We start from the raw sequence: 24,710 nt of genomic DNA, 5'->3' as shown, positions 1-24,710 counted from the left end.
CGGGCGCTCCCGTTTTTGAGAACCCGGCTGCAAACAACGTCGATCCCGCGCAGGACAACGGGCAAGGTTTCGTCGCTCGAGTACGATCGCTTCGGTGACTTCGAGGGCTTCAGGCTGCTTACTGAAGAGGGTTTCGAACATGCATTCCGAAGCCGCGAACACGCGATCGAGGACGTGATCCGGTGCGCGTGGCGCGAGCGCGACGTCATCACGGTTATCGTGCTGCGTCACGAACCGCACGTGCCGGTATCGATCGTTCTGCGGCGCGCGCCGCGCCTGCACTGACCGGCCCACCCTGGCCGCCGGGTCCGCTTCGCTCAGAAGCGCCCGGCGGCAGGTTCGAAGGGCGCAGCCAGTCGCGAGACACCTGAAGCATTGATGTCCATTGTCTTGCCCAGGTTTCAGGCGTTTAGCGGGTGTCTGAACGGTTGCGAGTCAGCTGGCGAACCGACCATGGATCCTGTTCGGCGCTCAAGCAACGCCTTGCGCTTTTCTTCAGCGTCCGCGATGAAGTCGGACAGTTCGCGCTCTATGGCTGAATCCTTGGCACCCGGTTGCCACCTCACGACTCCGTGCCGGCGGCGCGTGACTCGGGCCAGCGCTAATGCAGACATCGCAGCCTTCGCACATTCGTATTCGACCTGGCCGTAAAGGTCTATCGGCTCGCCGAACTCCCGAAATGCCTCCACGTACTCTCGTGCAGAATGCACCATAGCCGGGTATTCGCGCACTTCAGAGATGACTCTGCGGCTCAGAACGTGCCACTGCAGCTTTTCCGGGTAGGCAAAGGCGGGGATGGAAACGCCCTTGCCGGTTTCGCGGCTCATAGGGCCGACCGGTTCCGACGCTGCCCAGGCGGCCTTATGCATCATTGTCCGACACGTTCGAGCGTAACTTTCCAGCGACAGCGCGAGTTCCAACGCAGTGTGGTGCCGTTGACGTTTACGCTCCTTCGCATCCCTTGCTGAGATCCAGGCGAGCGTTATGACGGAGCCGACCGCCCCCGACGCGAGCGTCAAGGTTATCGGGGTGTTCCAGCTAAGTCGTTCGAGATATTCAAGCCATTCCTGCTGCATACGATGCGGCTTGGAGTGAGAGGTGCACAGAGTATAAGCAATCGTTTGCGGAGTGTTCGGAGCAAAAATTCCGGCGTGCGTTTTCGCCACAAACGCAGCCATCGTGCGTCGCGCATCTTGACAAAACGGGCCGAACCACAAGCACTCTTCCGTCCAACACAAGGGGAGATGGAAACGAACAGGTCTCCTCCCTTCGGGAAGGGTCGAGCGTCATGCCGCTCGACGCGGCGCTCGAAGCGCATCTGAACAGCAGGTACGGTGCGGGTACGGAGTCTTACTCGCGGGTCGCGCAATTGGTGAAGCTCGGTGTAGAAGAAGGCTGGGCTGCCTACGCAGATATCGAGGGTGATGAGTATCGCCGCGGCCGCATTGCGGAGCCGTCGCGTGAAACGTCGGATATGAGCGTCGAGAGCGGCTTGTTGCGCGACGTGAAGGGCCAATACCACTGCCACATAAATGGCGAAATCAACATGATCATCCCGCTCGAAGAAGGCGTTCAGTTTTGCGGGAGCGGCGCGGGATGGCGTGTATTTCCGCCGACGAGCGAGCATTTTCCTACCGTCACCGGCCGGGCGCTAATGATGTATTTCCTCCCCGGCGGGGAGATCGAATACCGCACGCCACCCGTCAGGTGAGTTGGCGCGTGAAAGAATCTTCGATGTGGATCACTTCTAAAAACCCCCAGTCTTGTACAAGTGGCCTTGTGGTACTAACCTGATCACCATGCATCGGCGCGGTTCGCGTCGATCCGGTGTCGTGCCGCGGCAGGTGACACCCGGATGGAGGTGTGACATGGAACAAGACGAATTCAGCGCCTTTGAGCGTCAGGGCTGGGAAACAGTCGCACAGCCGTATCACTCATATTTTGGCGAACTGACGACACAGTCAAATGAAGCGCTGCTCGACGCCCTTGAGGTACGCGCTGGCGTCCAGTTTCTTGATGTCGCGTCTGGGCCCGGCTACCTCGCGGCGGCCGCGGCGCGTCGTGGTGCCGATGTCGTCGGCGTCGATTTCGCGGACGCGATGGTCCAGCAAGCGAGACGGCTTTTTCCCGCCCTCGCATTCCGTTCCGGGAGCGCCGAAGACCTGCCTTTTGCGGACATGAGTTTTGACGCGGTCGGCATCAGCTTCGGAATGCTGCATTTCGCTCGCCCCGACGCCGCGCTCGCCGAAGCGTTACGCGTGCTGCGCCCGGGCGGCAGGATCGCGTTTACCGTTTGGGCGTCGCCGGACCGGACCGCTGGATTCGGGATGGTGCTCAAGGCCATTGAGAAGCACGGCCGCATGGATGTCCCGCTGCCTCCCGGGCCTCCGTTCTTCCGCTTCAGCGACTCGCACGAATCGGAGCGTGCGCTGCTCGATGTGGGCTTCGTTGAGCCGCAAATTAAGGAAGTCAGTCAAACGTTGCGTATTCGCGCGCCCGAAACGCCTTTCGACGTCCTGATGCGCGGCGGTGTGCGCGTCGCGGCGATTTTGAAGGCGCAGTCGCCGGAGGGGCTGGCTTCGATCCAGAAGGCGGTGTCCGACGATGCGGCTTCGTATACGGACAACGGTGAGGTGCAAATCCCGATGCCGTGTGTGCTCGCGTCTGCGAGAAAGCCCTGGATGGTGGCTGGCAATAAGCAGGGTCCCGGTAACATCGCTCCTGTCCGGTAATGGCGCGCAGCACTGTCGGACTTTGATGCAACGAAATGAAAAAGTGCGGAAAGACGTTGTGCGGACCAGCGTAACGGTGGCTGTGCTCCGCAAGAACCGGATCAAGTGCCAGCGGCTACCAATGAATACTCGTGGTGCAGCCCACCAGGAATCGTTTTCGCATGCACCACAAGGCACCGGTCAACATGATGACGGGAATTCTCATGGGGGATCTGTGCAAGATCGGCCGGCGGATCAGGGACACCCGGTCCCAGTGACATATGAGGACGTCCGCGGTTATAGTGCTCCGCCCAGCTTTTCAGGATCGATCCCAGATGCGACGCGGAGAGCGCATCCACGAATATAAGCGGCAACACCTGAACGCGCTCTTCATCGTTACGCTCTATCTGCGCTTACGGCGCAATCCGCAACTCGCGCTGACGCCGCGCTGTTTCGTGTTCGGCGGCAAGGCCGCGCCCGGCTATGCGATGGCCAGGCTCATCATCCGCCTGATCAACGGCATCGCTGAAGTCGTCAACAACGATCCGGCGGTAAGCGGGCGACTAAAGGTCGTGTTCTTTCCGGACTTCAATGTGAAGAACGCGCATTTCATCTACCCGGCCGCCGATCTGTCCGAGCAGATTTCGACTGCCGGCAAAGAGGCCTCGGGAACCGGCAACATGAAGTTCATGATGAACGGCGCGGTGACCATCGGCACGCTGGACGGAGCCAACGTCGAAATACGTGATGAAGTCGGCGACGAAAACTTCTTCCTGTTCGGCCTGACTGCGGATCAGGTGGAACGCGTCAGACGGGCAGGCTACCGCCCGATCGAGTACGTGAATGCGAACGAAGAGCTGCGAGAAGCGCTGGATCTGATCTCCGGCGGGCACTTCTCGCGTGGAGATCCCGGGATGTTCCGTCCGCTGGTCGACAATCTGCTGCACGCGGACCCGTTTCTCGTCCTTGCCGATTACGCCGCTTACGTCGCGCGCCAGGAGGACGTCAGCGCCGCCTGGCAGGACACGCGGCGCTGGACCCGCATGTCGATCCTGAACACCGCGTATGCGGGCAAGTTCTCGTCCGATCGTGCCATCAGCGAATACTGCGAGCGGATCTGGAAGATTCGCCCAGTAAAGATCACCCTTGAACGACGACCCTGAAAACGGGTTGACCCGCGCTTGGGCGAAGGCCGCCCTGATGTGGGGAGGGATTGGTGTGCCCATATCGTGCCCACATCTATACAATACAGGGCGAAAAGGGCCGAAAAGCCTACAAACGGGCAAAGCCTCAACGCTGAACGGCGCGAGACTTTTCTGTTAAAAATCAATTGTTTGCTGTCTTAACCCCAAACGTTCCTTGTCGTGTCCCTCCTGAAGAAATGTCTCATCGCCGGCGTAATCCTGGTTGCGCTGGCGGCAGCCGCCGTTGCCGGCGTGTATCACTGGGCCACGAGTCCGATTGACCTGACCCCTGCACAGCTCGACGTGACGATCAAGCCGCACAGCAGCGTGCGCAGTGTGACCCTGCAATTGAACCGTGGCGGGGTGCCGGTCGAACCTGAACTTTTTGTGCTGATGACCCGCGTGCTTGGCCTGCAAAGCCAGCTGAAGTCCGGCAACTATGAATTCAAGGCCGGCATCACGCCTTACGAGGTGCTGCAAAAGCTGGCGCGCGGCGACGTCAATGAATACGTCGCGACCATCATCGAAGGCTGGACTTTCCGTCATATGCGCGCCGAGCTGGATGCCAACCCCGCGCTGAAGCACGACACGGCCGGCATGAGCGACACCGACCTGCTGGCGGCGATCGGTGCGCCGGAAGCCCCGATCGGTAACGGCGAGGGTCTCTTTTTCCCCGATACCTACCTGTTCGACAAGGACACGAGCGACCTCGACATATACCGGCGCGCCTATCGGTTGATGAAGCTGCGCCTTGACGAAACCTGGGCCGCGCGTGCCCCCGGCCTGCCGTACAAGACGCCGTACGATGCGCTGACGATGGCGTCGATCATCGAAAAGGAGACCGGCAAGGCCACCGACCGGCCGATGGTGTCGGCGGTTTTCGCGAACCGGTTGCGGGTCGGCATGCCGCTGCAGACCGATCCGACCGTGATCTACGGCCTCGGCGACAGTTTCGCGGGGCGCCTGAAGAAGCGCGACCTGCAGACGGACACTCCCTACAATACCTACACCCGCATGGGCCTGCCGCCGACACCGATCGCGCTGCCCGGCGTGGCGTCGCTGCAGGCCGCGCTGAACCCGGCGCAGACCACCGCCCTGTACTTCGTGTCGCGCGGCGACGGCAGCAGCATCTTTTCTGACACACTCGACGATCACAACAAGGCCGTCGACAAATACATCCGAGGACAATGATGGCGCGGGGCAAATTCATCACGTTCGAAGGCATCGATGGCGCCGGCAAGACGACCCATCTGGGCTGGTTCGGCGACCGTCTGGCCGAAAAGGTCGCGGCGACCGGGCATGCCGTCGTCATGACGCGCGAGCCGGGCGGCACGAAACTCGGCGAAGCGCTGCGTGAGATCCTGCTGCATCAGCCGATGGACCTCGAGACCGAGGCGCTGCTGATGTTTGCGGCGCGCCGCCAGCATCTGGCCGAGGTGATCGAGCCGGCGCTGGCGCGCGGCGACTGGGTGCTGTCGGACCGTTTTACCGACGCGACCTTTGCGTACCAGGGTGGTGGGCGCGGCCTGCCGCGCGACAAGCTCGAGGCGCTGGAGCGGTGGGTGCAGGGCGGTTTTCAGCCGGACCTGACGGTACTGTTCGACCTGTCGCCGGAGACGGCCAGCGAACGGCGGGGTGCCGTGCGCGAGCCGGACCGTTTCGAGAGCGAATCCGACGCGTTCTTTACACGGACACGCAACGAATATCTGCGCCGCGTCGAAGAGGCGCCGTACCGGTTTGCCGTGATCGATTCGACGCATACCATTGCCCAGATCCAGAAAGAGCTTCGTGAAATCATCGCAAGTATTTGATTTTATAAAAATATAAGCAGATTTTATGGGCGCGACTATATTTCGCCCAAGCAATGAAAAACCGCGTCTAACCGATTGAATCAAAAGATAAACGATGATCTATCCGTGGCAAACCGATGACTGGGGCCGCCTGCAACAGTTGCGAGCGCACTGGCCGCACGCGCTGCTGCTCCATGGACAGGGCGGCATCGGCAAGCTGCGCTTTGCGCAACATCTGGCGCAAGGGTTGCTGTGTGAAGCGCCGCTCGCGAACGGCGAACCGTGCGAAAAATGTGTCGCCTGCAACTGGTTCACGCAGGGCAATCACCCGGACTACCGGATCGTACTGCCCGAAGCGCTGGCGGCCGAATCCGGCTTTGCTGCCGCAGACGACGCCAAGGCAGAAAAGGCCGACGCCGACGACAGCAACGGCAAGAAAGCCCGCGCGCCCAGCAAGGAAATCAGGATCGAGCAGGTGCGGGCGCTGCTGGACTTCGTCGGTGTCGGTTCGCATCGCGGCGGCGCGCGGGTGGTCGTTCTCTATCCCGCCGAGGCGCTGAACGTCGCGGCGGCGAACGCGCTCCTGAAAACGCTCGAAGAACCGCCGGCGGGCGTGGTGTTCCTGATGGTATCGGCGCGCATCGACCGGTTGCTGCCGACGATCATCAGCCGCTGCCGCCAGTGGCCGATGCCGACGCCCGCACCGGAGGCCGCCACCGCCTGGCTGGCGGCGCAAGGCATCGACGCTGCCCCCGCGCTGCTCGCCGAAGCCGGCGGTGCGCCACTCACGGCGCTCGCGCTCGCCAGCGACGAAAGCCGCGCGCTGCGCGACTGGACGCTCAGGCAACTGGCTGCCGGCCCGAACTGCGACGCGTTCGCCTGTGGCGAGACGCTGCAGAAACTGCCTGTGCCGCTTGTCCTCGGATGGCTGCAGCGCTGGCTCTATGATCTGCTGGCGCAGCGCACGGCAGGCGCGCCACGCTATTTTCCGGACGCCTCCGCGGCATTGGCCCGCTGCGCCGCTCAGGTGGACGCGAGCGCCCTTGCCCGCTTCATGAGGACCGTGACACGCCAGCGGGCCGTCGAGAATCATCCGCTGAACGCGCGTCTCGTGTTCGAAGAACTCTTTATCGGCTACCGCGATCTGTTTTCGTAGTCAATTTCACGCGGTCAATCAGACTGCTTTATCGTCGTCTTTTTCACATCGAAGCCATGAGTCTCAAATACCGCGACGCCACACTCGACGACCTGCCGGCCATCGTTGCCATCTATAACTCGACTGTGCCGTCGCGCCAGGTCACGGCGGACCTGGAACCGGTGAGCGTCGAAAGCCGCGAGGCGTGGTTTCACGCGCATGGGCCAAAGACGCGTCCGCTGTGGGTAGTCGAAGAAGGGGGGCGGGTGATCGCGTGGCTCAGTTTTTCGGATTTCTACGGCCGCCCGGCCTATTCGCGGACTGCCGAAGTGAGCATCTATCTGGACGTAGCCGCCCGTGGCAAGGGGCTCGGCAAAATGTTGCTGGCCGCCGCGCTGGAGGCTGCGCCCGGTCTCCAGATCGATAGCGTGCTCGGCTTCGTCTTCGGCCACAATGAGCCCAGCCTGCGCCTCTTCCACAGCTTCGGCTTTACCGATTGGGGCGCGCTGCCGCGCGTGGCGGTGCTGGATGGCGTCGAGCGCGATCTCGTGATCCTCGGGTTGCGGCTCGACAGCGCCGCCTGAAGCACCACCAGAGCCTCACCGCAGACCCGCCACACTTGCAGGACACCACCATGTTTGTCGACTCGCACTGCCATATCAATTTCGAAGGACTCGCCGACCGCCTGCCGCAGGTGCTGGAAAACATGCGCTCGCATTCGGTCACGCACGCGCTGTGCGTCTCGGTCGATCTCGAAACGCTGCCATTGGTGCTGGAAATCGCCCGCTCGTACGACAACGTGTACGCGTCGGTCGGCGTGCATCCGGACCATGAGGACGCGCAGGAGCCGTCGGTGACGGAACTGGTCGAACTCGCGGCGCACCCGAAGGTGGTCGCGATCGGCGAAACGGGCCTTGACTACTACCGCCTTGAAGGCCGTACGATTGCCGACATGGAATGGCAGCGGGAGCGCTTTCGCACGCACATCCGCGCCGCGCACGCGACGAACAAGCCGCTCATCGTCCATACGCGTTCGTCGTGGGAAGACACGCTGCGGCTGATGGAAGAAGAGCGCGCGGGCGTGCCGGGCGGCGTGATGCACTGTTTCACCGAGCCCTGGCACGTCGCGGAAATGGCGCTTGCGCAGAATTTTTACATCTCGCTGTCGGGCATCGTCACTTTCAAGAGCGCGACCGACGTACAGGACGTCGCTCGCCGCGTGCCGCTCGAACGTCTGCTGATCGAAACTGATTCGCCGTACCTCGCGCCGGTCCCGTATCGCGGCAAGCCTAATGAACCTGCGTACGTAAGTTATGTCGGACGCTTCATCGCGCAGCAGCGCGAGATGGCCGAAGCCGATCTCGCCAGCGCGACGACGCAGAATTTTTTCCGCCTGTTCAGGATCCCGGAGCCTGTCTCCACCTGACGATAAAATTCATAACGATCAAATGGATAGGGAAGTTTCCTAAAGTAATCTATGAAAAATATTGCGACTCTGACACGTGGAAATGGGAACGCCTCGAGCGGCCTTCGCGGTGATCGCGGCTCACACGAATCCGGCGTGCATTCGGCGCCGCGGCGCGGGCTGGCCCGTCTCGCGCGTCTGGCGATCACGGGCGGCATGGCGTTCGCGGTGCTCGGCGCGCTGCCCGCTCAGGCCGCCCCGGCCGACACGATGATCAAGGCGGTGAAGTTCGACGACGTCAAGGAAGTCAACAAGCAGCTTGCGCAGGGCATGGACCCGAACATGACCGACAACCAGGGCATGCCGCTTCTCGTGATCGCCGCGCGCGAAAAGTCGGACAAGGTCGTCGCCGCCCTGATCGCGAACTCGAAGACCGACATCGAAATCACCGACAAGGTGGGCGAGAACGCGATGATGATGGCCGCGCTGAACGACGACATCACCATCGTGAAAATCCTGATCGAGAAGGGTGCCGAGGTGAACAAAAAAGGCTGGGCGCCACTGCACTATGCGGCCGCGAACGGCAACGACGAGATCGTGAAGCTTCTGCTCGACCATTCGGCCTATGTCGACGCCGGTTCGCCGAACGGCACGACGCCGCTGATGATGGCGGCTCGCGGCGGGCACGTCTCGACAGTCAAGCTGTTGCTCGACAACGGTGCCGACATGAACGTGAAAAACCAGATCGGCATGACGGCGCTCGATTTCGCGAAACAGTACAAGGAACCGGACGTCATCGAAGGACTGACGGCGCGCATGCAGCAGACCCAGAAGCAGATGCCTGCGAGCACCCCAGCCGCGCAGTAAAAGTGCAAAATAGCAGCCTTGGCGCGGCGACCGGTGCCGCGCCGATCAGATGCGGCGTCAGACCGCTCGACACTGCTCCTCATACCGCTCACATAAAAGGGAAACTATGCTGCGGGTTTTGATTTGCGCCAGCGCGCTCGCCGTACCGCTTTCGGCAGCCGCGTTCACGGGAGGCGACCTCAACAAGCTGTGCACAAAAACCGACGTGGCGTCGCGCAGCGCATGCGGCGCGTATATCGAGGGCGTGGCGGACGGCGTCTTCAACACAATCGACGCGATCGGTGGCACGACGGGCCCGCGTGTCGGGCAGTATTTCTGTCTGCCGCCCGACGCGCACTCGCAGCAGTTGACCGACGCGGTCCGCAAGTACATCGCGGAGAATCCGATGGTCGCGGGCTACAACGCGAGCACGGCAATTTCGCTCGGGCTCGGCAAGGCCTTTCCTTGCAAGACGGGCAGTTGAACGGGCGGCCGGGTCGCGTCTGACCGGGTTCGAGTTTTAGCGGGCCGCGCGCAGACAGCGCCGCCCGCCCGACTGCGTCTGCGGCGTTACCTGTCGCCGCGGTGTGGTGTGCCTGTCGCGCGCTGTCGTCATCAGGCGACCCGGTCTGCGCCGCAGGCAGGCGAACCCATTTCCCCGCAACCCAACGAGGAAGACGCCACTCATGCTCAAGATCGAAGACCTGCCCAATCTCGCTGATGCGCCGTTGCACAGCTGGTTGGTCACCTCCATCGTGACGGTGCTCGCGGTGGTGCTTGCGATAGGTGTGCACTGGATCGGCGGGCGCGTGCTCAAGCGGATTGCGAGACCGTATCCGCTCCTGAGCGTGATCCTGCGCTATATCGACAAGCCCGCGCTGTTCGTCCTTGTGATCGTTCTGGTCGAACTCGTCTGGACGGAAGCCCCCGACACCCTGCGCTTCATCCTGGCGCTGCGCGACGGCGCGGCTTTCGCGCTGATCGGCGCGCTCACGTGGCTTTCCGTGCGTTCGGCGGCGGCCATCGGCGAAGCGATCATTCAGGCTCATCCGCTCGATTCCGCCGACAACCTCCAGGCGCGCCGCATTCATACGCAGGCCCGTGTGCTGGCGCGCTCGGTGATGATCGTGATCGTGATCGTCGGCATCGGCGGAGCGTTGATGACCTTTCCGAGCGTGCGGCAGATCGGCGCGAGCCTGCTGGCTTCGGCGGGGGTGGCCGGTCTCGTCGCCGGTATCGCGGCGCGGCCAGTGCTCGGCAATCTGATTGCCGGCCTGCAGATTGCGCTGTCACAACCGCTGCGGCTCGACGACGTCGTCGTCATCCAGGGCGAGTGGGGGCGCATCGAGGAAATCACCAGCACCTATGTGACGGTGCGGCTGTGGGATCAGCGCCGGCTGATCGTGCCGTTGCAGTGGTTTATCGAAAACCCGTTCGCCAACTGGACAAAGAGCAGCTCGCAGATCATCGGCACCGTGTTTCTGCATGTCGACTACCGGATGCCGCTTACGCCGTTGCGCGAGGAACTGGGTCGCATCGTCGAGCAGGCGCCCGAGTGGGACAGGCGCGTGCAGGTCCTGCAGGTCACTGACGCGACCGACCGTGCGATGCAGTTGCGCGTGCTCGTCAGCTCGAACGATTCGGGCCTGAACTGGGATCTGCGTTGCCGGGTACGCGAGGGGCTGCTCGTTTTCGTGCAGACGCACTATCCGCAGTACCTGCCGCGCGCGCGTGCCGAGGTGTCCGCGGAACTCGAGGCAGTCGAGGGCGGGACGCTCGACTGGATGCCGAAAAGCGCGCAGGCGCCGGCATCGAGCACGGCCGCCCATAGCGAGGCCGATCCGGTGGCAAGTCGCGGCGAACGCCTGGAGAGCGACCCGCGTGCGGCATCTGCCCGCAAGGCGAGCGTGGCGGATGCGGTGGCTGCAACCGGTCAGGTTTCGAATCAGGCGAAGAACTGAACCGGACACACGCGGGGCGTCACGGGGCACCACACGCACACAGGGAGGGAAGTGAACATGGGCCGGCTGATCGTCGTGTCGAATCGGGTGGCGGCGCCAACTGAGACGAAGGGCTCGGCGGGCGGCCTGGCAGTCGGGATATTCGGCGCGCTGAAGAGCGCCGGCGGCGTGTGGTTCGGCTGGAGCGGCGACGTGGTGAGCGAAACAGTCGCAAACGCCGGGCCGACGCTCGTACATGATGGCGCCGTCACGTTCGCGACAACGGGCCTCACGCGCAAGGACTACGACCAGTACTATCGTGGTTTCTCGAATGCGACGCTGTGGCCCGTGTTCCACTATCGCACTGATCTGGCGCGTTACGAGCGCGAGGAATACGCCGGCTACCGGCGCGTCAATTCGTGGCTCGCACACAAGCTCATCAAGCTGCTCGAACCCGATGACATCATCTGGGTCCACGACTATCACCTGATCCCGTTCGCTGAAGCGTTGCGCTCGGAAGGCGTGGCGAACCGCATCGGCTTCTTCCTGCACATTCCGTTTCCCGCGCCGCAGATCCTGCTGAATATTCCGCCGCATGAGGAACTGGTGAGGTCGCTGTGTTGTTACGACCTGATCGGCTTCCAGACCGACACCGACCAGACCGCGTTCCATGACTACCTCGTGCGTCACGCGCGCGGCAGCGTGACCGGGGACAACCGTATCGAAGCATTCGGCCGCAGGCTGCGCACGGGCGTCTACCGGATCGGCGTGTTCCCGGACGAAATCGCCGAGCAGGCCGAACGCTATAAAAGCCGTCAGCACGTGCTCGATCTGAAGCAAAGCCTCGAAGGACGCAAGCTGATCATGAGCGTCGACCGGCTCGATTATTCGAAGGGGCTCGTCGAACGGTTCAGGTCGTTCGAACAGTTGCTGGAGCGCTCGCCGGAATGGCGCGGCAATGTCACGCTCGTGCAGATCGCGCCGCCGACACGCTCGGACGTCGCGACCTACCAGCAGATCCGTCAGGATCTGGAGTACGAGGCAGGGCGCATCAACGGCCGCTACTCGGGGCTCGACTACACGCCGATTCGTTATCTCACCCAGCAATACGACCACTGGAAACTGATGTCGTTGTTTCGAGAGTCGCAGGTGGGTTTCGTCACGCCGTTGCACGATGGCATGAACCTCGTCGCGAAAGAATACGTGGCCGCGCAGAATCCCGACGATCCGGGCGTGCTGGTGCTGTCGATGTTCGCGGGAGCGGCTGCCGAACTGACGGGGGCGCTGATCGTGAATCCGCACGATTCCGTCGGCATGTGCGAAGCGCTGCAACGTGCGCTTGCCATGCCGGGTGAAGAGCGCAGGTGGCGCTATGAGATCAACATGATCGCGCTGCGCAAGAACGACCTGGGCGTGTGGCGCGATTCGTTTCTGGGCGACCTGCGCTGCGCGCGGGTCGGGGAGCCGCCATGCTGACGACGCTCGCCATCGCCGGTTATCGGTCGTTGCGCGAACTGATCTTGCCGCTTGCCAGACTGAACGTCGTGACTGGGCCGAACGGCAGCGGCAAGTCGAGCGTCTATCGTGCGCTGCGCCTGCTCGCAGTGACCGCGCGCGGCGGAGTGATTCCGTCGCTGGCTCGCGAGGGCGGTCTGCAGTCGACGCTGTGGGCCGGTCCTGAGCGTTTTTCGCGAGCGATGCTGGCAGGCGATCAGGCCGTCGAAGGCACGCGCCGCAAGGACCCGATCAGTCTGCGGCTGGGCTTCGCCGGCGACGAATTCGGCTACGCGATCGACCTCGGCCTGCCGATCCCCGGACCCACGCAGTTCTCACTCGATCCGGTGATCAAACGCGAATGCATCTGGGGCGGCCCGCTGCTGCGGCCGTCGGCGCTGCTGGTCGACCGTCACGGCGCGTCGATACGCACGCGCGACGACGAAGGCGAATGGCAGACCCTTCCGCATACCGTCGCGAGTTTCGACAGCATGATGACGGAGTTCGCCGACCCGCGTACCGCGCCCGAGATGATCGCGGTGCGCGAGCAGATCCGCTCGTGGCGCTTCTACGACTACTTTCGCACGGACGCCGATTCTCCCGTGCGTCTGCCGCAGATCGGTACGCACACGCCGGTGCTCGGTGACGACGGCGCTGATCTGGCCGCGGCCTTGCAGACGATTCGGGAGATCGGCGACCCCGCCGCGCTCGATCAGGCGATCGACGACGCTTTCCCGGGCTCGCGCATCGCGATCACGAATCACGATGGCCGCTTCGAAGTGACGATGCAGCAGCACGGCCTGTTGCGCCCGCTGAAGGGTGCGGAACTGTCCGACGGCACGCTGCGTTATCTGCTGCTGGTCGCTGCCTTGCTGACGCCACGGCCGCCAGCGCTGCTCGTGCTGAACGAGCCGGAAACGAGCCTCCATCCCGATCTGCTGCCGGCGCTCGGACGTCTGATCGCGCGGGCGTCGCAGCACTCGCAGGTGCTGGTCGTTTCACACGCGGCGCGGCTCATCGCGTCGCTGGAGCGTGAGGACGGCAGTGAGTCCATCGTGCTCGAAAAGCAGTTCGGCGCCACCCGTATCGCCGACGACGCGTCACTGGAGTTGCCCGCGTGGAAGTGGCCGGCGCGCTGAAAATGGCCGAGTCAGGGCCGCCTGGCGAGTGTTTCGCGACTGTAACAGCGAGCAGCAATTGAAATACCAGGGGTTTTTTCGCGCAGGTTGAATAATAATCGTGTTATTGCGCCCGTCTTTCACGTGTCGATCACAACGCGAAAGACGCACGGCGTCGATTGATCAAAGGTGCCGGCGTTTGCCCGGCCGGGCGCCGGAGAGGCCCGCGGCCGTTAGCCGGGCCCAGTTTCACGGAGACATACAATGAGAATTGCGCAGATCGCTCCCTTGACCGAATCGGTACCGCCGAAGCTGTACGGCGGCACGGAGCGCGTCGTGTCATACATCACCGAGGCGCTTGTCGACCTCGGCCACGACGTCACGCTGTTCGCGAGCGGCGACTCCGTCACGCGCGCGAAGCTCGAACCCGTGTGGCCGCGCGCCTTGCGGCTCGATCCGGGGATCCGCGACCGCGTCGCACCGCACATGCTGCTGATGGAACTGGTCCGCCGTCAGGCCGACGAGTTCGACGTGCTGCATTTCCACATGGACTACTACTCGTTTTCGGTGTTCAAGCGCCAGGACACGCCGTTCGTGACGACGATGCACGGCCGCCTCGATCTGCCCGAGCAGCAGCCGGTGTTCGATACGTTCAACACCGCACCGGTGATCTCGATTTCCGACTCGCAGCGCGCACCCCTGCCCCAGGCGAAGTGGCTCACCACGGTGTATCACGGCTTGCCGGAACAACTCTATACACCGCAGCCGGTCGCGCAGAAGTACCTCGCTTTCCTCGGGCGCATTTCGCCGGAAAAGCGTGTCGATACCGCGATCCGGATTGCCGCGAAATGCGGCCTGCCGATCCGCATCGCGGCGAAGGTCGATGCGGCGGACCGCGAATATTTCGAGCGCGATATCAAACCGTTGCTGGCGCAACCGCATGTTGAATTCATCGGTGAAATTGCTGATCACCAGAAGGCAGAGTTCCTGTCGGGCGCACATGCGCTGCTGTTCCCGATCGACTGGCCGGAGCCCTTTGGTCTGGTGATGATCGAGGCAATGGCCTGCGGTACGCCGGTCATCGCGTTCAATCGCGGCTCGGTGCCCGAGGTGCTCGATGACGGCGTGTCCGGCTTCATCGTCGAGGACGAAATTGGCGCGGTCGCCGCAGTGAACCGTCTGCACAAACTGTCGCGCGAGCGCGTGCGGCAGCGCTTCGAAGAGCGCTTCACATCGCACCGAATGGCGCAGCAGTATGTCAATGCCTATCAGTCCGTGATTCGTGCGCAGAAGCGTTCACGCTTCAAGGTGATCGACACGTCGTCGAGCTGAAGCGTGTGTATCACGAAGTGCGCGGCGCATGATGGAGTCGTTGCGACCGCCATGCGCGTGTCGGTGTGACTTCGTCGACATACATACCCCGGCGATTGCCCGCCGGGGTATAACCAAACGGAAACGCCTAGATCTTCAGGCGCGTCACCTTCGTGCCGGCGAGCGACAGGTCGCCCATCAGCCCCGCGTTGGTCAGCACGAATGCCTGGACCGGCGCGGTAGCCGTGGTCGTGTCGAGGATGCCGTTCGCCCCCACCTTCACCAGCGCGACGGAAGCGTCGCCGCCCGCCGACCAGCCGTCCGAGTTACGGAATTTGTCGAGCGAATCCTGCGTCATGAAGAGGAAAATGATCGCTTTCGATTGCCCGCCTGCCTGCAGCCCGACCGATCCGGAAACGGTGCTGTAATAGCCGACCGTGCTGCCGCCGACGCGCAGCGCGCCTTCCCCATACTGGCCGCCGACGATGAAACCCGCCTGGATCACGGACGGGAATACGAGCACGCCTCGGGCCTTCGACATCAGCTCGCGGGAGCCCGGCACCGTGGTATAGAGGCGTGAAATCGTGCCGTCGACGCTGGCGTCGATCGCGTGCCGTTTCGACATGTCGGTGGCGGCCGAATCGGGTTGGTTACCTGTCGTGGTACAGCCTGCGAGTGAAAGGCTTCCGAAGGCGAGCGCAGCGGTAGTCTTCAAAATGAAGTTTCGTCTTTGCATCGTTTTTCTCCGTCGTGGTTTCCTGGGTGCAACCCCGCCTTAAAATCGGGTCGCCTGATCACGCTTATATCATAGGGCGGACGAAGGACGATGTTCGTGATATCGCGGAACGCCTTGTGTGGTGGGCGTTTGGAGCATATAACGAACGCCGGTGACGTAACTATGACCGATTGCCGAGCCTCTCGAATCCCACGCGATTAAAACGGCTTGCAGATTGATTTTCGCGGCAAGGGTTGCCCATTTGCGGGTCTGGCGGCCATGGATGGGTATTCATCCTGTCCGGTCATTTTTGCCGGTTTTCAGCCCCGACATCCGATTTGAAAATAGAACTGAAAGTATCGTCACAAAAGCGCGCTTCAATCCGCAAGCCGGGTTTTTCGCTTGAGCCGAGGGCGTACCGGGAACGCCCGTCACAACACCCACGAGATGTCGCCGCGAGGGCCGCCTGGGCGATTCCTCAGCAAGTCTTCGTAAGTCAGTGATGGGTGGAGCTTTTGACCGGCTGCTGGGGCCGCCGCAGCGCACGCCGGATGCCGCCGATGACGGCGCCGATCAGAAAAAGAACGACGGCAGGCACGACCCAGTAACCCACGAACGCATGCCACAGATAGGCAGCGAGCGTGCTCTTGCGCACCTCGTATTCGTTGAGTGCTTCCTGCTGGCGCGGGGCATTGGCCGCCAGCACATCGGCTGGACAGCCGGCCGCGCGTGCGTCGTCGGGTACGCCGCGACAGTGCGCGGGGGCGCCAGCAGCGCGCTGCGCGTCGGTGAACTGCCAGGTGGTGAGGGCGTTGTTGAGATCGACGGCGTTGTACGCCATTTCCTCGCGGATCTCGTTCACGGCGACGATCGCCACCGGCACCGCCCAGAAGATGATGACGACGAGCCACCGCCTCAGCCAGCGGTTCTTGTGTCTCCCAACCATTCCTGCCTCCGTTCAATGCTCTTCGGCATCAACGACAAGACGGCGGACCTTTGGCCTGCTGGCCTTGAGCGCCTCAATGATTCAGCGCCTTCGATTGTGGGTATTGGGCCGTCTCCGCAGCCATCATAGAAGAAAACGGCCAGCTCTGGCGCACAGGCCAGCGAAGCGGCACAAATAAGGATAGGTGGGAGCTTGCACGCGTGGAGCGCGCGGGATGAAGCGAAGCGTGACGGGCAATCTGGTGATGCGAACTGCATGCCGCGATCGACAGGTCACGCGCGGCGCAGCATGCAGAAACGGATGCGGGCCGGGCCGGCCCGCCAAAGGCTTCGGGATCAGCCCTTGTTGCTGAGGCAGGACTTCATGAATGCCTTGCGGTCGTCGCCTTTCTTGTCCGCGGCCTGCGCGTTGCAGGCCGTCATCTTCTGCTGCTGGGTCATGGGCGCGGAAGCCGCTACCGGCGCCGAAGCCGACAGACAGCTCTTCATGAAGGCTTTGCGGTCGTCGCCTTTCTTGTCACCTGCCTGCTTGTTGCAGGCCGTCATCTTCGACTGCTGGCTGTTGTCAGCGAAAGCGACGGGCGAGGCGAGCAGGCCGCCAAGGACGAGAGCAGCGAGAGCGGTTTGGATCTTCATGTGACACTCCATCGTTGATAAACGTGATTGGCAGTCATGCGAGCGGGCATCGCACGCATCCACCAGGGCCCATCGCCATCATGGCAAAGCTGTCCGTCAAAACGGACGGAACGAGGGTTCGGTTGACAGCCGGCTCATGAGGTTCTTCCCTGATAACGCGCAAGCGAGGCTCCCGGCCGTCAGCGCGATGTCGTAGCATCATCGACATACTCACAGCGAGACAGGAACGCACCATGCACTATCTGTTGATCTACGACGTATCGCCGGATTACCTCGAACGGCGCGGCGACTACCGCGCTGAACATCTGAAGCTCGCGTGGGCAGCGGTCGATCGCGGTGAACTGCTGCTTGCAGGCGCGCTTGCCGATCCGGTGGACGGCGCGATGCTGCTCTTCGAAGCGGACTCGGCCGCAGTGGCGGAAGCGTTCGCGAAGGCCGATCCGTATGTACGCGCGGGGCTCGTTACCCGCTGGCGTGTGCGGGCCTGGACAACGGTGGTGGGCGACGGCGCCACGACACCCGTGCGGTGAGCGACGAGGCGTGCGGCAAGGCGTTCAATGAAACCGGACCCTGCTGCGCGTCGACCAGGCCGACAGCCCGGACGCACTCGTCACGCGTAACGATCGGCCGTCGAACAAACTCTGTTACGAATTGCTCACATCGATCGCCTCGTCGCTCTTCCTGCCGCACGGTGAGGCCGGCGCATGAACGGCAAATGAAGCGGCACGCATGCCACTAAAGCGCTCCACTTGCGCTGATGTATTACCCGACACGACGCTTTCCCGGCGAATATTTTCGTGACAACGGCTAGCGTAACAACGCCGCGAAAAGGACAAGATTGTTTCTAGGCGTAACACTTGTCTCAATGATATTCATGCAAACCCTGGGGATGGTATGCTTTGTGCACAAATTCTCCCCTGCACGAGTGAGACCACGTTTTGTGCGTCGCTAACGGGAATATCCGCACTAAGGCTGTGCGATTTGCCCGAAACGCCCCAAAACGTACAAGCATATTGTGCAACCGAGGGCAGCACACAAATCACGAAAAAAGAAATTTGTGGGTGTCCAAAGCCGCAGCAGGCCGTGCTGCGTGGAGAAAAACATGTTTTTCGATGAGCTAAGCAATGACGAATGGGCGCTACTGTCTGCGCTCGTTTCCGATGAGCCGGCTGTTCGTCTTAACCGGCGCGGTCGGCCCCGCGCAGAACCGCGTGTCGTCGCCAACGCGGTCTTGTGGATCCTGACCACTGGCGAGCCCTGGTCCAGACTGCCTGGACGCTATCCCTCCGGCCCAACCTGCCGGCGCCGTTTCGAAGAGTGGCAACTGAACGGCACATTGGCCGAAATGGTTCAGCTCCTGTCGCAAACCGGCCGGCGGTTCGCCTACGTCCCGGAGCCAACGACCGCGGTTGCCCCGCAAGGCACGACGGAGACGGCGAGCACCCCTGCGCGCGATCATCACGATCTGCGTGACGACGGTTTGCGTGGCGTGTTCTGGAAGAGTCCCGAGTCGTGGCAGGCGCCGCACACGGGTGGCGATGCGGGTGACTCGCGTCCCGTCGATCCGTTTGCGGAGATCACGCGACAACTTTCGGGCTCGCCCGACGAGGCGTCGACTCGCATCGACCCCCGTGCGCTGGTGGGCGCAAGCGATCCGGCTGCCGGAGCGCACGGTTCGCATCATGAGCACGACCTGGCCGAAGAGGCCGCACGCAGTCCGTTGTGGATGGGCATGTCGTCGCCCGGCGAGCAGCTTGCCGACCGGCGTGGCTATGTGATCTATGTGATGGCGCAATCGGTGCCGCACGAGATGTATCGGGCGTGGGCGGAGATCATGAAGGACGGCAGACGCGTCGAGCGTTCCGGCCTCGTCGGTCCGCGCTTCGAGACACCCGAGGCAGCGGAGCGGCACGCGTTCGAGTGGGCCCAGCAATGGATCGACCGTCACTGCCGCATGATGGCCGCAGCGGCGCTTCAGGATGACGTCGTTCGGGCCGGGCCGCCGTCCAGTCCCCCGTCCGGTCCCGTTTCCCGACCGATGCCGGCGCCCCGTCCTGCGGTTACTGCGGCACCCGCTGCATCTGCACCCGCGCCTGCTGCTGGCGTTGCGGACGCTCCCGCCGTGAATCCGGCGAAGGTGCATATGTCGGCGCATGTGAACGTCAACCACGCGCGCCGGGTACCGCTGCGCCGTTATCCGGGCGAGAACGCGGCAGACGGTTCCGCCGATCGCAGCCCGTCGGCGTTGGATTTCCTCTCGCACCACGGCTGAACCCGGGCTAGCCCGGAGTCTGTCCGCGGCTGATGCGTCAGGGGTTGAACATCAAAGACGCCCGCGGACGGCAACTTCACCGACGCACGGGCCTCGTCAGACCAGGCTGTCACTCACGGCGACGTCACTGGCGTCCGTAGGTATCGTCGAAGCGCACGATGTCGTCTTCGCCGAGATAGGAGCCGGACTGCACTTCGATGATTTCGAGCGGCATCTTGCCCGGATTCTCGAGACGGTGAGTGACACCCAGCGGGATATAGGCTGACTCGTTCTCCGAGACGATGAAACGCTCTTCGCCTCGCGTGACGAGCGCCGTGCCGCGCACGACGATCCAGTGTTCCGCGCGGTGGTGATGCATCTGCAACGACAGCCGTGCGCCTGGCTTTACGACGATGCGCTTGACCTGGAAACGCTCGCCGGTATCGACCGAATCATAGTGGCCCCACGGGCGATGAACCTTGCGATGGTTCGCCGCCTCGGGGCCCTGTTCGCTGCGGATGCGGCCCACCACCTTCTTCACGTCCTGCACGTGCGAACGGTCCGCGACCAGAATTGCATCGGCTGTCTCGACGACCACCAGATCCTGCGTGCCCACGCACGCAATCAGCCGGCCTTCGGAATGCGCGAAGGTCGATGCCGCGCCTTCGAACATCACGCGGCCGCGTCCGACGTTGTCGTCGGCGTCCTTCGGCAGGATCTGCCAGATGGCGTCCCACGAACCGACATCGGACCAGCCGGCATCCAGCGGCACGACCACGCCCGCGCACACCGCCGCATCATTGCCGAGCTTCTCCATCACCGCGTAGTCGATCGAATTCGACGGCGACGCGGCGAATGCATCGCGCGCGAGGCGGAAGAAATCGCCGTCTGCCTTGCCGCCCGCGAACGCCTCCGTGCAAGCCGCATGAATCGCCGGCTGGAAATGCCTGATCGCCTTCAGCCACGTCGACGCGCGCATGATGAAGATGCCGCTGTTCCACCAGTACTCGCCCGAACTCACATAGCGCTGCGCGAGTTCGAGATGCGGCTTTTCAACGAAGCGGTCGAGGCGGCGGGCGCCGGCCGCACCTGCGTCGGTCGGCGCGCCCACGCGGATATAGCCGTAGCCGGTTTCCGCGCGGGTCGGCACGATGCCCATCGTCACGATGTGACCTGCCGCCGCCTGCTGGACCCCGGCCGATACCGCCGCGTGAAAGCGCGCCGTATCGGCGACGGCGTGGTCTGCCGGCATCACCACCATCACGCCGTCCTGGTCCTGCGCGGCGATCGACAGCGCGGCGACGGTCAACGCCGGTGCCGTATCGCGGCCGACCGGCTCGAGCATCAGGCGGCTCGCCTTGCCGCTCGTGCGCAACTGCTCGGCGGTGGTGAAGCGATGCTCCTCGTTCCCGACGACGATCAGTTGATCCGCGAGCGGATAGCCGGCGTCGAGCGCGTCGAGGCGGCGCGTGGTGGATTGCAGCAATGAGTCGTCTCCCAGCAGACCGATGAGCTGCTTCGGATACTGCTCACGCGACATTGGCCACAACCGCGTGCCGGAACCACCGGCCAGAATGACAGGGTGTACTTTGAGTTTCACGTTGGCCGTTATGGAAGACCGGGTACCCACATCAGGCGCTGCAACAATCGCAGTCATCGAAAGACTCCTCAAGGCATGATCGATGCGATGAGTTGTATCACAACGTAATTTGTCAATAAAAAGAAAGCCAATTATGTTCTAAGGTAAAAATAAACGGCTTAAATCGGGCGATTCTTTTATGCGAAAGTTTTTGATGTGGAGCGAAAAAAAATAAAAATAATCCGGTTGAACAGACGGGGAATTATTCAAGCCGAAAAGTTGGTGGCGAGCGCTCGACGCAGCCGGCGCAATGAGGCGTATCAAAACGGTCGCGCGGCGCTTGACCGGCATTTTTTTAATCAATAAAAAAATGCCAAACCGGCAACAATTACCGGAAAAAATCAAGAGAAAATCCGGAAATTGTTACCGATACAATTTGAGATATTTTGCTGCCTTGTCACGGGAATTTTAATGCCGCTTTATTGATACCTGTACGAGGGTATTCACTCATTCGGATCAGAATTTCTCATCGCGCATTGCAATGGAAAAGCCAGTGACCTTAATTCGTCATGGCGACGGACGGTGACACGGATCTCTGTCCCGCAGAGACTTCCATGCAGCGCGAGATGTATTCAATTCACGGACGGAACTTGACTGACGAACTGAGGTGCGGCTCATGCTGAGCGTTCTATCCCGGATTATCGACATCGCGATGGTGGGCCTCGGCGCACTCATCGCGGCTGCCGTACACAACGGAGCGTTCGTGTGGCTGAACGACATGGAGAACGTCTCGCTCCTGTTCAACTGCCTGCTCGTGGTGGTGTTCTTTCCGGCGCTGGGTATCTATCAGTCGTGGCGCGGCAAGCCCGTCTACGACCTGTTGTGGCGCGTCGCCGGCGCATGGCTGATCGTCGAGGGCACGGGCATCCTGATGAGTTTCAGCCTGCACCGCTCGGATCAGCTGTCGCGTCTGTGGCTCGGTTACTGGGCCATCGTGACGGTCGTGCTGCTGATCCTCACGAAGGCCGTCGTGCACGGCGTGCTGAAGGGCCTGCGGCGCGAGGGCTACAACCAGAAGGCCGTGGCGATCGTCGGCGGCTCGCTGTACGGGCGCTTTCTGATCGAGCAGATGAGGAGCCGCCCGGAAGCGGGCTTTAGCCCCGCTGTCGTGTTCGACGTACCGGGCGGACGGCGCGAGAGCGACCGGCTCGAGTTCGCCAGTCACGCCGTGAGCGCGGACAGTCTGCCCATGGAGCTCGAAGGCGTGCCGGTCGAGCACGACTTCGACACGATGGTGCGGCTCGTGCGCACGCGTGGCATCAGCGAACTCTGGCTCGCGCTGCCGATTTCCCACGAGCGCACGATTCACCGCTTCGTGATGGAGTTTCGCAACGAGTTCGTCAACATCCGCTTCATCCCGGACGTGCGCAGCCTGAGCCTCTTTACCCAGCCTGTCGTCGATCTGCTGGGCGTGCCGGCGATCAACCTCGCCGCGTCGCCGATCACGGATGTGCGCGTGCTGCCGAAGTTCGTCTTCGACCGCCTGTTCGCGCTCGCTGCGTTGACCGCGCTCGCGCCGCTGATGCTGGTGATTGCTGCGATGGTCAAGCTGTCCTCGCCGGGACCGGTGTTTTTCAGGCAGAAGCGCAAGGGCATCGACGGGCATCAGTTCGAGATCTACAAGTTCCGTTCGATGAAGATGCACGCCGAGACCGCCGGCAAGGTGACCCAGGCGACCCGCGGCGATCCGCGCATCACGGCGGTAGGCGCATTCCTGCGGCGCACGAGTCTCGACGAACTGCCGCAGTTCATCAACGTGCTGAAGGGCGAGATGTCGGTGGTCGGGCCGCGTCCGCATGCGCTCGAGCACGACGACATCTACAAGGATCTGGTGAAGGGGTACATGCACCGCTATCGCATCAAGCCCGGCATCACCGGCTGGGCGCAGATCAACGGCTATCGGGGCGAGACGGATCGCATCGAAAAAATGATGGGACGTGTGAAGCTCGACCTGTACTACATGCAGCACTGGACCTTCTGGCTCGACATCAAGATCGTCGTCCTGACGCTCTGGAAGGGTTTCGTCGGCCACAACGCTTATTGAGCGGAACGGGCTCGCGCGGCGCATCGCAGACGAGGGCTGCGCGGCGTGTGTTTTCCGTTTCTGGAATGTTCAAATCTTCGAGGTGTAACAGATGAACCTGACGATCATTGGTACCGGCTACGTAGGCCTTGTGACAGGCGCCTGTCTTGCTGACATCGGCAACGACGTGTTCTGTCTCGACGTCGATCAACGCAAGATCGACGTGCTCAACAATGGCGGCGTGCCGATCCATGAGCCGGGCCTGCAGGAGGTCATCGCGCGCAACCGCAAGGCTGGCCGCCTCAGGTTTTCGACCGACATCGAGGCAGCGGTCGCGCACGGCGACGTGCAGTTCATCGCCGTCGGCACGCCGTCCGACGAAGACGGTTCCGCCGACCTGCAATACGTGCTCGCGGCCGCGCGCAACATCGGCCGTTACATGAACGGCTTCAAGGTGATCGTCGACAAGTCGACCGTCCCCGTTGGCACCGCGTTGCGCGTGCGCGACGCGATTGCCGGACAACTGGCGGCGCGTGGCGCGAAACACATGTTCTCGGTGGTGTCGAATCCCGAGTTCCTGAAGGAAGGGGCCGCGGTGGAAGACTTCACGCGCCCCGACCGCATCGTGCTCGGCTGCGACGAGGACGTGCCCGGCGAAAAGGCCCGCGATCTGATGAAGCGCCTCTACGCGCCGTTCAACCGCAACCGCGAGCGCACGCTGTACATGGACGTGCGCTCGGCTGAATTCACCAAGTACGCGGCCAACGCGATGCTTGCCACGCGCATCTCGTTCATGAACGAACTCGCGAACCTCGCCGATCGCGTGGGTGCCGACATCGAGGCCGTGCGCCGCGGCATCGGCTCCGATCCGCGGATCGGCTACGACTTCCTGTATGCGGGCTGCGGCTACGGCGGCTCGTGCTTCCCGAAGGACGTGCAGGCGCTGATCCGCACCGCCGACGAGCATAGCCAGGACCTGCGCATCCTGAATGCGGTCGAGGCCGTCAACGACGAGCAGAAGAAGATCCTCGCTCACAAGATCGTCACGCGCCTTGGCGGCGATCTGACGGGCCGCACGTTCGGCGTCTGGGGTCTCGCGTTCAAGCCGAATACCGACGACATGCGCGAAGCGCCGAGCCGCCGCCTGATCGCAGCGCTGCTCGCACGCGGCGCCCGCGTGAAGGCCTGCGATCCGGTTGCGCTCGACGAAGCGAAGCGCGTGTTCGCGCTGGATCTGCAGGACGCGCCGCAGCAACTGGCGCGTCTGGAATTCACCAGCGACGAGATGGAGGTGACCGAAGGCGCGGATGCGCTCGTGATCCTCACCGAATGGAAAGTCTTCAAGAGCCCGGACTTCGACAGCCTCAAGCGGAGCCTGAAGACGCCGCTCATCTTCGACGGCCGCAATCTGTACGAACCTGAATCGATGCGCGAACTCGGCATCGAATATCACGCGATCGGCCGGCAGTACGCACTGCCGGACGGCGCGCCGCAACCGCAGACCGGCGCGCCGCCCGTGCACACGGCGAGTGTCGACGAAGTCGCCGCGCGCTGATTAGCGCTCAAG

23 protein-coding genes and 1 pseudogene are annotated in these 24,710 nt (G+C 62.7%); 19 read left to right on the top strand and 5 right to left on the bottom strand.

Annotated features, from left to right (window positions below; genetic code table 11):
• Positions 1-15 precede the first annotated feature (15 nt).
• Positions 16-285: a hypothetical protein gene (locus tag B0G77_RS17380; RefSeq protein WP_133663218.1), complete on the top strand. Its 270-nt coding sequence runs from the start codon at positions 16-18 to the stop codon at positions 283-285.
• Positions 286-401: 116 nt separating this feature from the next.
• Here the strand turns inward: B0G77_RS17380 and B0G77_RS17375 are convergent, their stop codons facing one another.
• The gene (locus tag B0G77_RS17375) at positions 402-1,217 is read right to left on the bottom strand and encodes a hypothetical protein (RefSeq protein ID WP_243751034.1); all 816 of its coding nucleotides are present in this window, start codon (positions 1,215-1,217) and stop codon (positions 402-404) included.
• Positions 1,218-1,288: 71 nt separating this feature from the next.
• On the opposite strand from B0G77_RS17375, the gene B0G77_RS17370 reads away from it, so the two are divergent.
• The 14 genes and pseudogenes from B0G77_RS17370 to B0G77_RS17305 all read left to right on the top strand — a co-directional run bounded on the left by B0G77_RS17370 (position 1,289) and on the right by B0G77_RS17305 (position 14,955).
• Positions 1,289-1,711, top strand: a complete 423-nt coding sequence (locus tag B0G77_RS17370) for a DUF4863 family protein (RefSeq protein ID WP_133663217.1) — start codon at positions 1,289-1,291, stop codon at positions 1,709-1,711.
• A 157-nt stretch (positions 1,712-1,868) separates the two neighbouring features.
• Positions 1,869-2,732 (top strand): class I SAM-dependent methyltransferase, encoded by an 864-nt coding sequence (locus tag B0G77_RS17365; RefSeq protein ID WP_133663216.1) that lies wholly within the window; start codon positions 1,869-1,871, stop codon positions 2,730-2,732.
• Positions 2,733-3,043: 311 nt separating this feature from the next.
• Positions 3,044-3,874 (top strand): annotated as a pseudogene (locus B0G77_RS17360) (glycogen/starch/alpha-glucan phosphorylase); the annotation flags it as partial.
• A 201-nt stretch (positions 3,875-4,075) separates the two neighbouring features.
• Positions 4,076-5,086 carry an endolytic transglycosylase MltG gene (mltG, locus tag B0G77_RS17355; RefSeq protein WP_133663215.1) on the top strand — a complete coding sequence of 337 codons (1,011 nt, stop codon included), beginning with the start codon at positions 4,076-4,078 and terminating at the stop codon, positions 5,084-5,086.
• Positions 5,086-5,706, top strand: a complete 621-nt coding sequence (gene tmk / locus B0G77_RS17350) for a dTMP kinase (RefSeq protein WP_133663214.1) — start codon at positions 5,086-5,088, stop codon at positions 5,704-5,706. Before mltG ends, tmk begins: the two co-directional genes overlap by 1 nt.
• A gap of 94 nt (positions 5,707-5,800) precedes the next feature.
• Entirely contained in the window at positions 5,801-6,841 is a 1,041-nt protein-coding gene (locus tag B0G77_RS17345) for a DNA polymerase III subunit delta' (RefSeq protein ID WP_133663213.1), read from the top strand.
• 56 nt (positions 6,842-6,897) lie between these two features.
• Positions 6,898-7,404 carry a GNAT family N-acetyltransferase gene (locus B0G77_RS17340; RefSeq protein WP_133663212.1) on the top strand — a complete coding sequence of 169 codons (507 nt, stop codon included), beginning with the start codon at positions 6,898-6,900 and terminating at the stop codon, positions 7,402-7,404.
• Positions 7,405-7,454: 50 nt separating this feature from the next.
• Positions 7,455-8,246 (top strand): TatD family hydrolase, encoded by a 792-nt coding sequence (locus tag B0G77_RS17335; protein ID WP_133663211.1) that lies wholly within the window; start codon positions 7,455-7,457, stop codon positions 8,244-8,246.
• 195 nt (positions 8,247-8,441) lie between these two features.
• Positions 8,442-9,092 (top strand): ankyrin repeat domain-containing protein, encoded by a 651-nt coding sequence (locus B0G77_RS17330; protein ID WP_243751137.1) that lies wholly within the window; start codon positions 8,442-8,444, stop codon positions 9,090-9,092.
• Between the two features lie 106 nt (positions 9,093-9,198).
• Entirely contained in the window at positions 9,199-9,555 is a 357-nt protein-coding gene (locus tag B0G77_RS17325) for a Rap1a/Tai family immunity protein (RefSeq protein ID WP_133663209.1), read from the top strand.
• Between the two features lie 202 nt (positions 9,556-9,757).
• The gene (locus B0G77_RS17320) at positions 9,758-11,032 is read left to right on the top strand and encodes a mechanosensitive ion channel domain-containing protein (protein ID WP_133663208.1); all 1,275 of its coding nucleotides are present in this window, start codon (positions 9,758-9,760) and stop codon (positions 11,030-11,032) included.
• A 57-nt stretch (positions 11,033-11,089) separates the two neighbouring features.
• Positions 11,090-12,487 (top strand): alpha,alpha-trehalose-phosphate synthase (UDP-forming), encoded by a 1,398-nt coding sequence (gene otsA / locus B0G77_RS17315; protein ID WP_133663207.1) that lies wholly within the window; start codon positions 11,090-11,092, stop codon positions 12,485-12,487.
• Positions 12,481-13,644, top strand: coding sequence for an AAA family ATPase (locus B0G77_RS17310; protein WP_133663206.1), 1,164 nt, complete (start codon positions 12,481-12,483; stop codon positions 13,642-13,644). Before otsA ends, B0G77_RS17310 begins: the two co-directional genes overlap by 7 nt.
• 243 nt (positions 13,645-13,887) lie before the next feature.
• Positions 13,888-14,955, top strand: coding sequence for a glycosyltransferase family 4 protein (locus tag B0G77_RS17305; RefSeq protein ID WP_133663205.1), 1,068 nt, complete (start codon positions 13,888-13,890; stop codon positions 14,953-14,955).
• 127 nt (positions 14,956-15,082) lie between these two features.
• On the opposite strand, the gene B0G77_RS17300 is transcribed toward B0G77_RS17305, so the two are convergent.
• The 3 genes from B0G77_RS17300 to B0G77_RS17290 form a co-directional block, all read right to left on the bottom strand.
• Positions 15,083-15,670 carry a YSC84-related protein gene (locus B0G77_RS17300; RefSeq protein WP_133663204.1) on the bottom strand — a complete coding sequence of 196 codons (588 nt, stop codon included), beginning with the start codon at positions 15,668-15,670 and terminating at the stop codon, positions 15,083-15,085.
• A 475-nt stretch (positions 15,671-16,145) separates the two neighbouring features.
• Positions 16,146-16,595, bottom strand: a complete 450-nt coding sequence (locus B0G77_RS17295; protein ID WP_133663203.1) for a hypothetical protein — start codon at positions 16,593-16,595, stop codon at positions 16,146-16,148.
• 335 nt (positions 16,596-16,930) lie between these two features.
• Positions 16,931-17,230 (bottom strand): PsiF family protein, encoded by a 300-nt coding sequence (locus B0G77_RS17290; protein WP_133663202.1) that lies wholly within the window; start codon positions 17,228-17,230, stop codon positions 16,931-16,933.
• Positions 17,231-17,463: 233 nt separating this feature from the next.
• Between B0G77_RS17290 and B0G77_RS17285 the strand changes: the two genes are divergently transcribed.
• Both B0G77_RS17285 and B0G77_RS17280 read left to right on the top strand, forming a co-directional pair.
• On the top strand, positions 17,464-17,760 hold the full coding sequence (locus tag B0G77_RS17285; protein ID WP_133663201.1) for a YciI-like protein: 297 nt from the start codon (positions 17,464-17,466) through the stop codon (positions 17,758-17,760).
• 572 nt (positions 17,761-18,332) lie between these two features.
• Positions 18,333-19,502 carry a DUF6566 family protein gene (locus B0G77_RS17280; protein WP_133663200.1) on the top strand — a complete coding sequence of 390 codons (1,170 nt, stop codon included), beginning with the start codon at positions 18,333-18,335 and terminating at the stop codon, positions 19,500-19,502.
• A 124-nt stretch (positions 19,503-19,626) separates the two neighbouring features.
• On the opposite strand, the gene B0G77_RS17275 is transcribed toward B0G77_RS17280, so the two are convergent.
• A complete protein-coding gene (locus B0G77_RS17275) occupies positions 19,627-21,138 on the bottom strand; it encodes a mannose-1-phosphate guanylyltransferase/mannose-6-phosphate isomerase (protein ID WP_133663199.1) in 1,512 nt (503 codons plus the stop codon).
• 598 nt (positions 21,139-21,736) lie between these two features.
• Here B0G77_RS17275 and B0G77_RS17270 point away from each other — a divergent pair.
• Positions 21,737-23,164: an undecaprenyl-phosphate glucose phosphotransferase gene (locus B0G77_RS17270; protein ID WP_133663198.1), complete on the top strand. Its 1,428-nt coding sequence runs from the start codon at positions 21,737-21,739 to the stop codon at positions 23,162-23,164.
• Positions 23,165-23,255: 91 nt separating this feature from the next.
• Entirely contained in the window at positions 23,256-24,698 is a 1,443-nt protein-coding gene (locus B0G77_RS17265) for a UDP-glucose/GDP-mannose dehydrogenase family protein (protein WP_133663197.1), read from the top strand.
• The last annotated feature ends 12 nt before the right edge of the window (positions 24,699-24,710 follow it).

Origin of the sequence: Paraburkholderia sp. BL10I2N1, assembly GCF_004361815.1 — a bacterium.
Classification (GTDB): domain Bacteria; phylum Pseudomonadota; class Gammaproteobacteria; order Burkholderiales; family Burkholderiaceae; genus Paraburkholderia.
This window is presented reverse-complemented; position numbering and strand designations above follow the sequence as displayed.

What these genes read in the sequence shown, in the direction of transcription:
- otsA (WP_133663207.1), top strand. Translation starts at nt 11,090, where the DNA reads ATGGGCCGGCTGATCGTCGTGTCGAATCGGGTGGCGGCGCCAACTGAG.
- tmk (WP_133663214.1), top strand. Translation starts at nt 5,086, where the DNA reads ATGGCGCGGGGCAAATTCATCACGTTCGAAGGCATCGATGGCGCCGGC.
- B0G77_RS17325 (WP_133663209.1), top strand. Translation starts at nt 9,199, where the DNA reads ATGCTGCGGGTTTTGATTTGCGCCAGCGCGCTCGCCGTACCGCTTTCG.
- B0G77_RS17345 (WP_133663213.1), top strand. Translation starts at nt 5,801, where the DNA reads ATGATCTATCCGTGGCAAACCGATGACTGGGGCCGCCTGCAACAGTTG.
- B0G77_RS17300 (WP_133663204.1), bottom strand. Translation starts at nt 15,670, where the DNA reads ATGCAAAGACGAAACTTCATTTTGAAGACTACCGCTGCGCTCGCCTTC.
- B0G77_RS17280 (WP_133663200.1), top strand. Translation starts at nt 18,333, where the DNA reads ATGTTTTTCGATGAGCTAAGCAATGACGAATGGGCGCTACTGTCTGCG.
- B0G77_RS17265 (WP_133663197.1), top strand. Translation starts at nt 23,256, where the DNA reads ATGAACCTGACGATCATTGGTACCGGCTACGTAGGCCTTGTGACAGGC.
- B0G77_RS17330 (WP_243751137.1), top strand. Translation starts at nt 8,442, where the DNA reads ATGGCGTTCGCGGTGCTCGGCGCGCTGCCCGCTCAGGCCGCCCCGGCC.
- B0G77_RS17290 (WP_133663202.1), bottom strand. Translation starts at nt 17,230, where the DNA reads ATGAAGATCCAAACCGCTCTCGCTGCTCTCGTCCTTGGCGGCCTGCTC.
- B0G77_RS17335 (WP_133663211.1), top strand. Translation starts at nt 7,455, where the DNA reads ATGTTTGTCGACTCGCACTGCCATATCAATTTCGAAGGACTCGCCGAC.
- B0G77_RS17365 (WP_133663216.1), top strand. Translation starts at nt 1,869, where the DNA reads ATGGAACAAGACGAATTCAGCGCCTTTGAGCGTCAGGGCTGGGAAACA.
- B0G77_RS17305 (WP_133663205.1), top strand. Translation starts at nt 13,888, where the DNA reads ATGAGAATTGCGCAGATCGCTCCCTTGACCGAATCGGTACCGCCGAAG.
- B0G77_RS17295 (WP_133663203.1), bottom strand. Translation starts at nt 16,595, where the DNA reads ATGGTTGGGAGACACAAGAACCGCTGGCTGAGGCGGTGGCTCGTCGTC.
- B0G77_RS17340 (WP_133663212.1), top strand. Translation starts at nt 6,898, where the DNA reads ATGAGTCTCAAATACCGCGACGCCACACTCGACGACCTGCCGGCCATC.
- B0G77_RS17285 (WP_133663201.1), top strand. Translation starts at nt 17,464, where the DNA reads ATGCACTATCTGTTGATCTACGACGTATCGCCGGATTACCTCGAACGG.
- B0G77_RS17310 (WP_133663206.1), top strand. Translation starts at nt 12,481, where the DNA reads ATGCTGACGACGCTCGCCATCGCCGGTTATCGGTCGTTGCGCGAACTG.
- B0G77_RS17270 (WP_133663198.1), top strand. Translation starts at nt 21,737, where the DNA reads ATGCTGAGCGTTCTATCCCGGATTATCGACATCGCGATGGTGGGCCTC.
- B0G77_RS17370 (WP_133663217.1), top strand. Translation starts at nt 1,289, where the DNA reads ATGCCGCTCGACGCGGCGCTCGAAGCGCATCTGAACAGCAGGTACGGT.
- B0G77_RS17275 (WP_133663199.1), bottom strand. Translation starts at nt 21,138, where the DNA reads ATGACTGCGATTGTTGCAGCGCCTGATGTGGGTACCCGGTCTTCCATA.
- B0G77_RS17320 (WP_133663208.1), top strand. Translation starts at nt 9,758, where the DNA reads ATGCTCAAGATCGAAGACCTGCCCAATCTCGCTGATGCGCCGTTGCAC.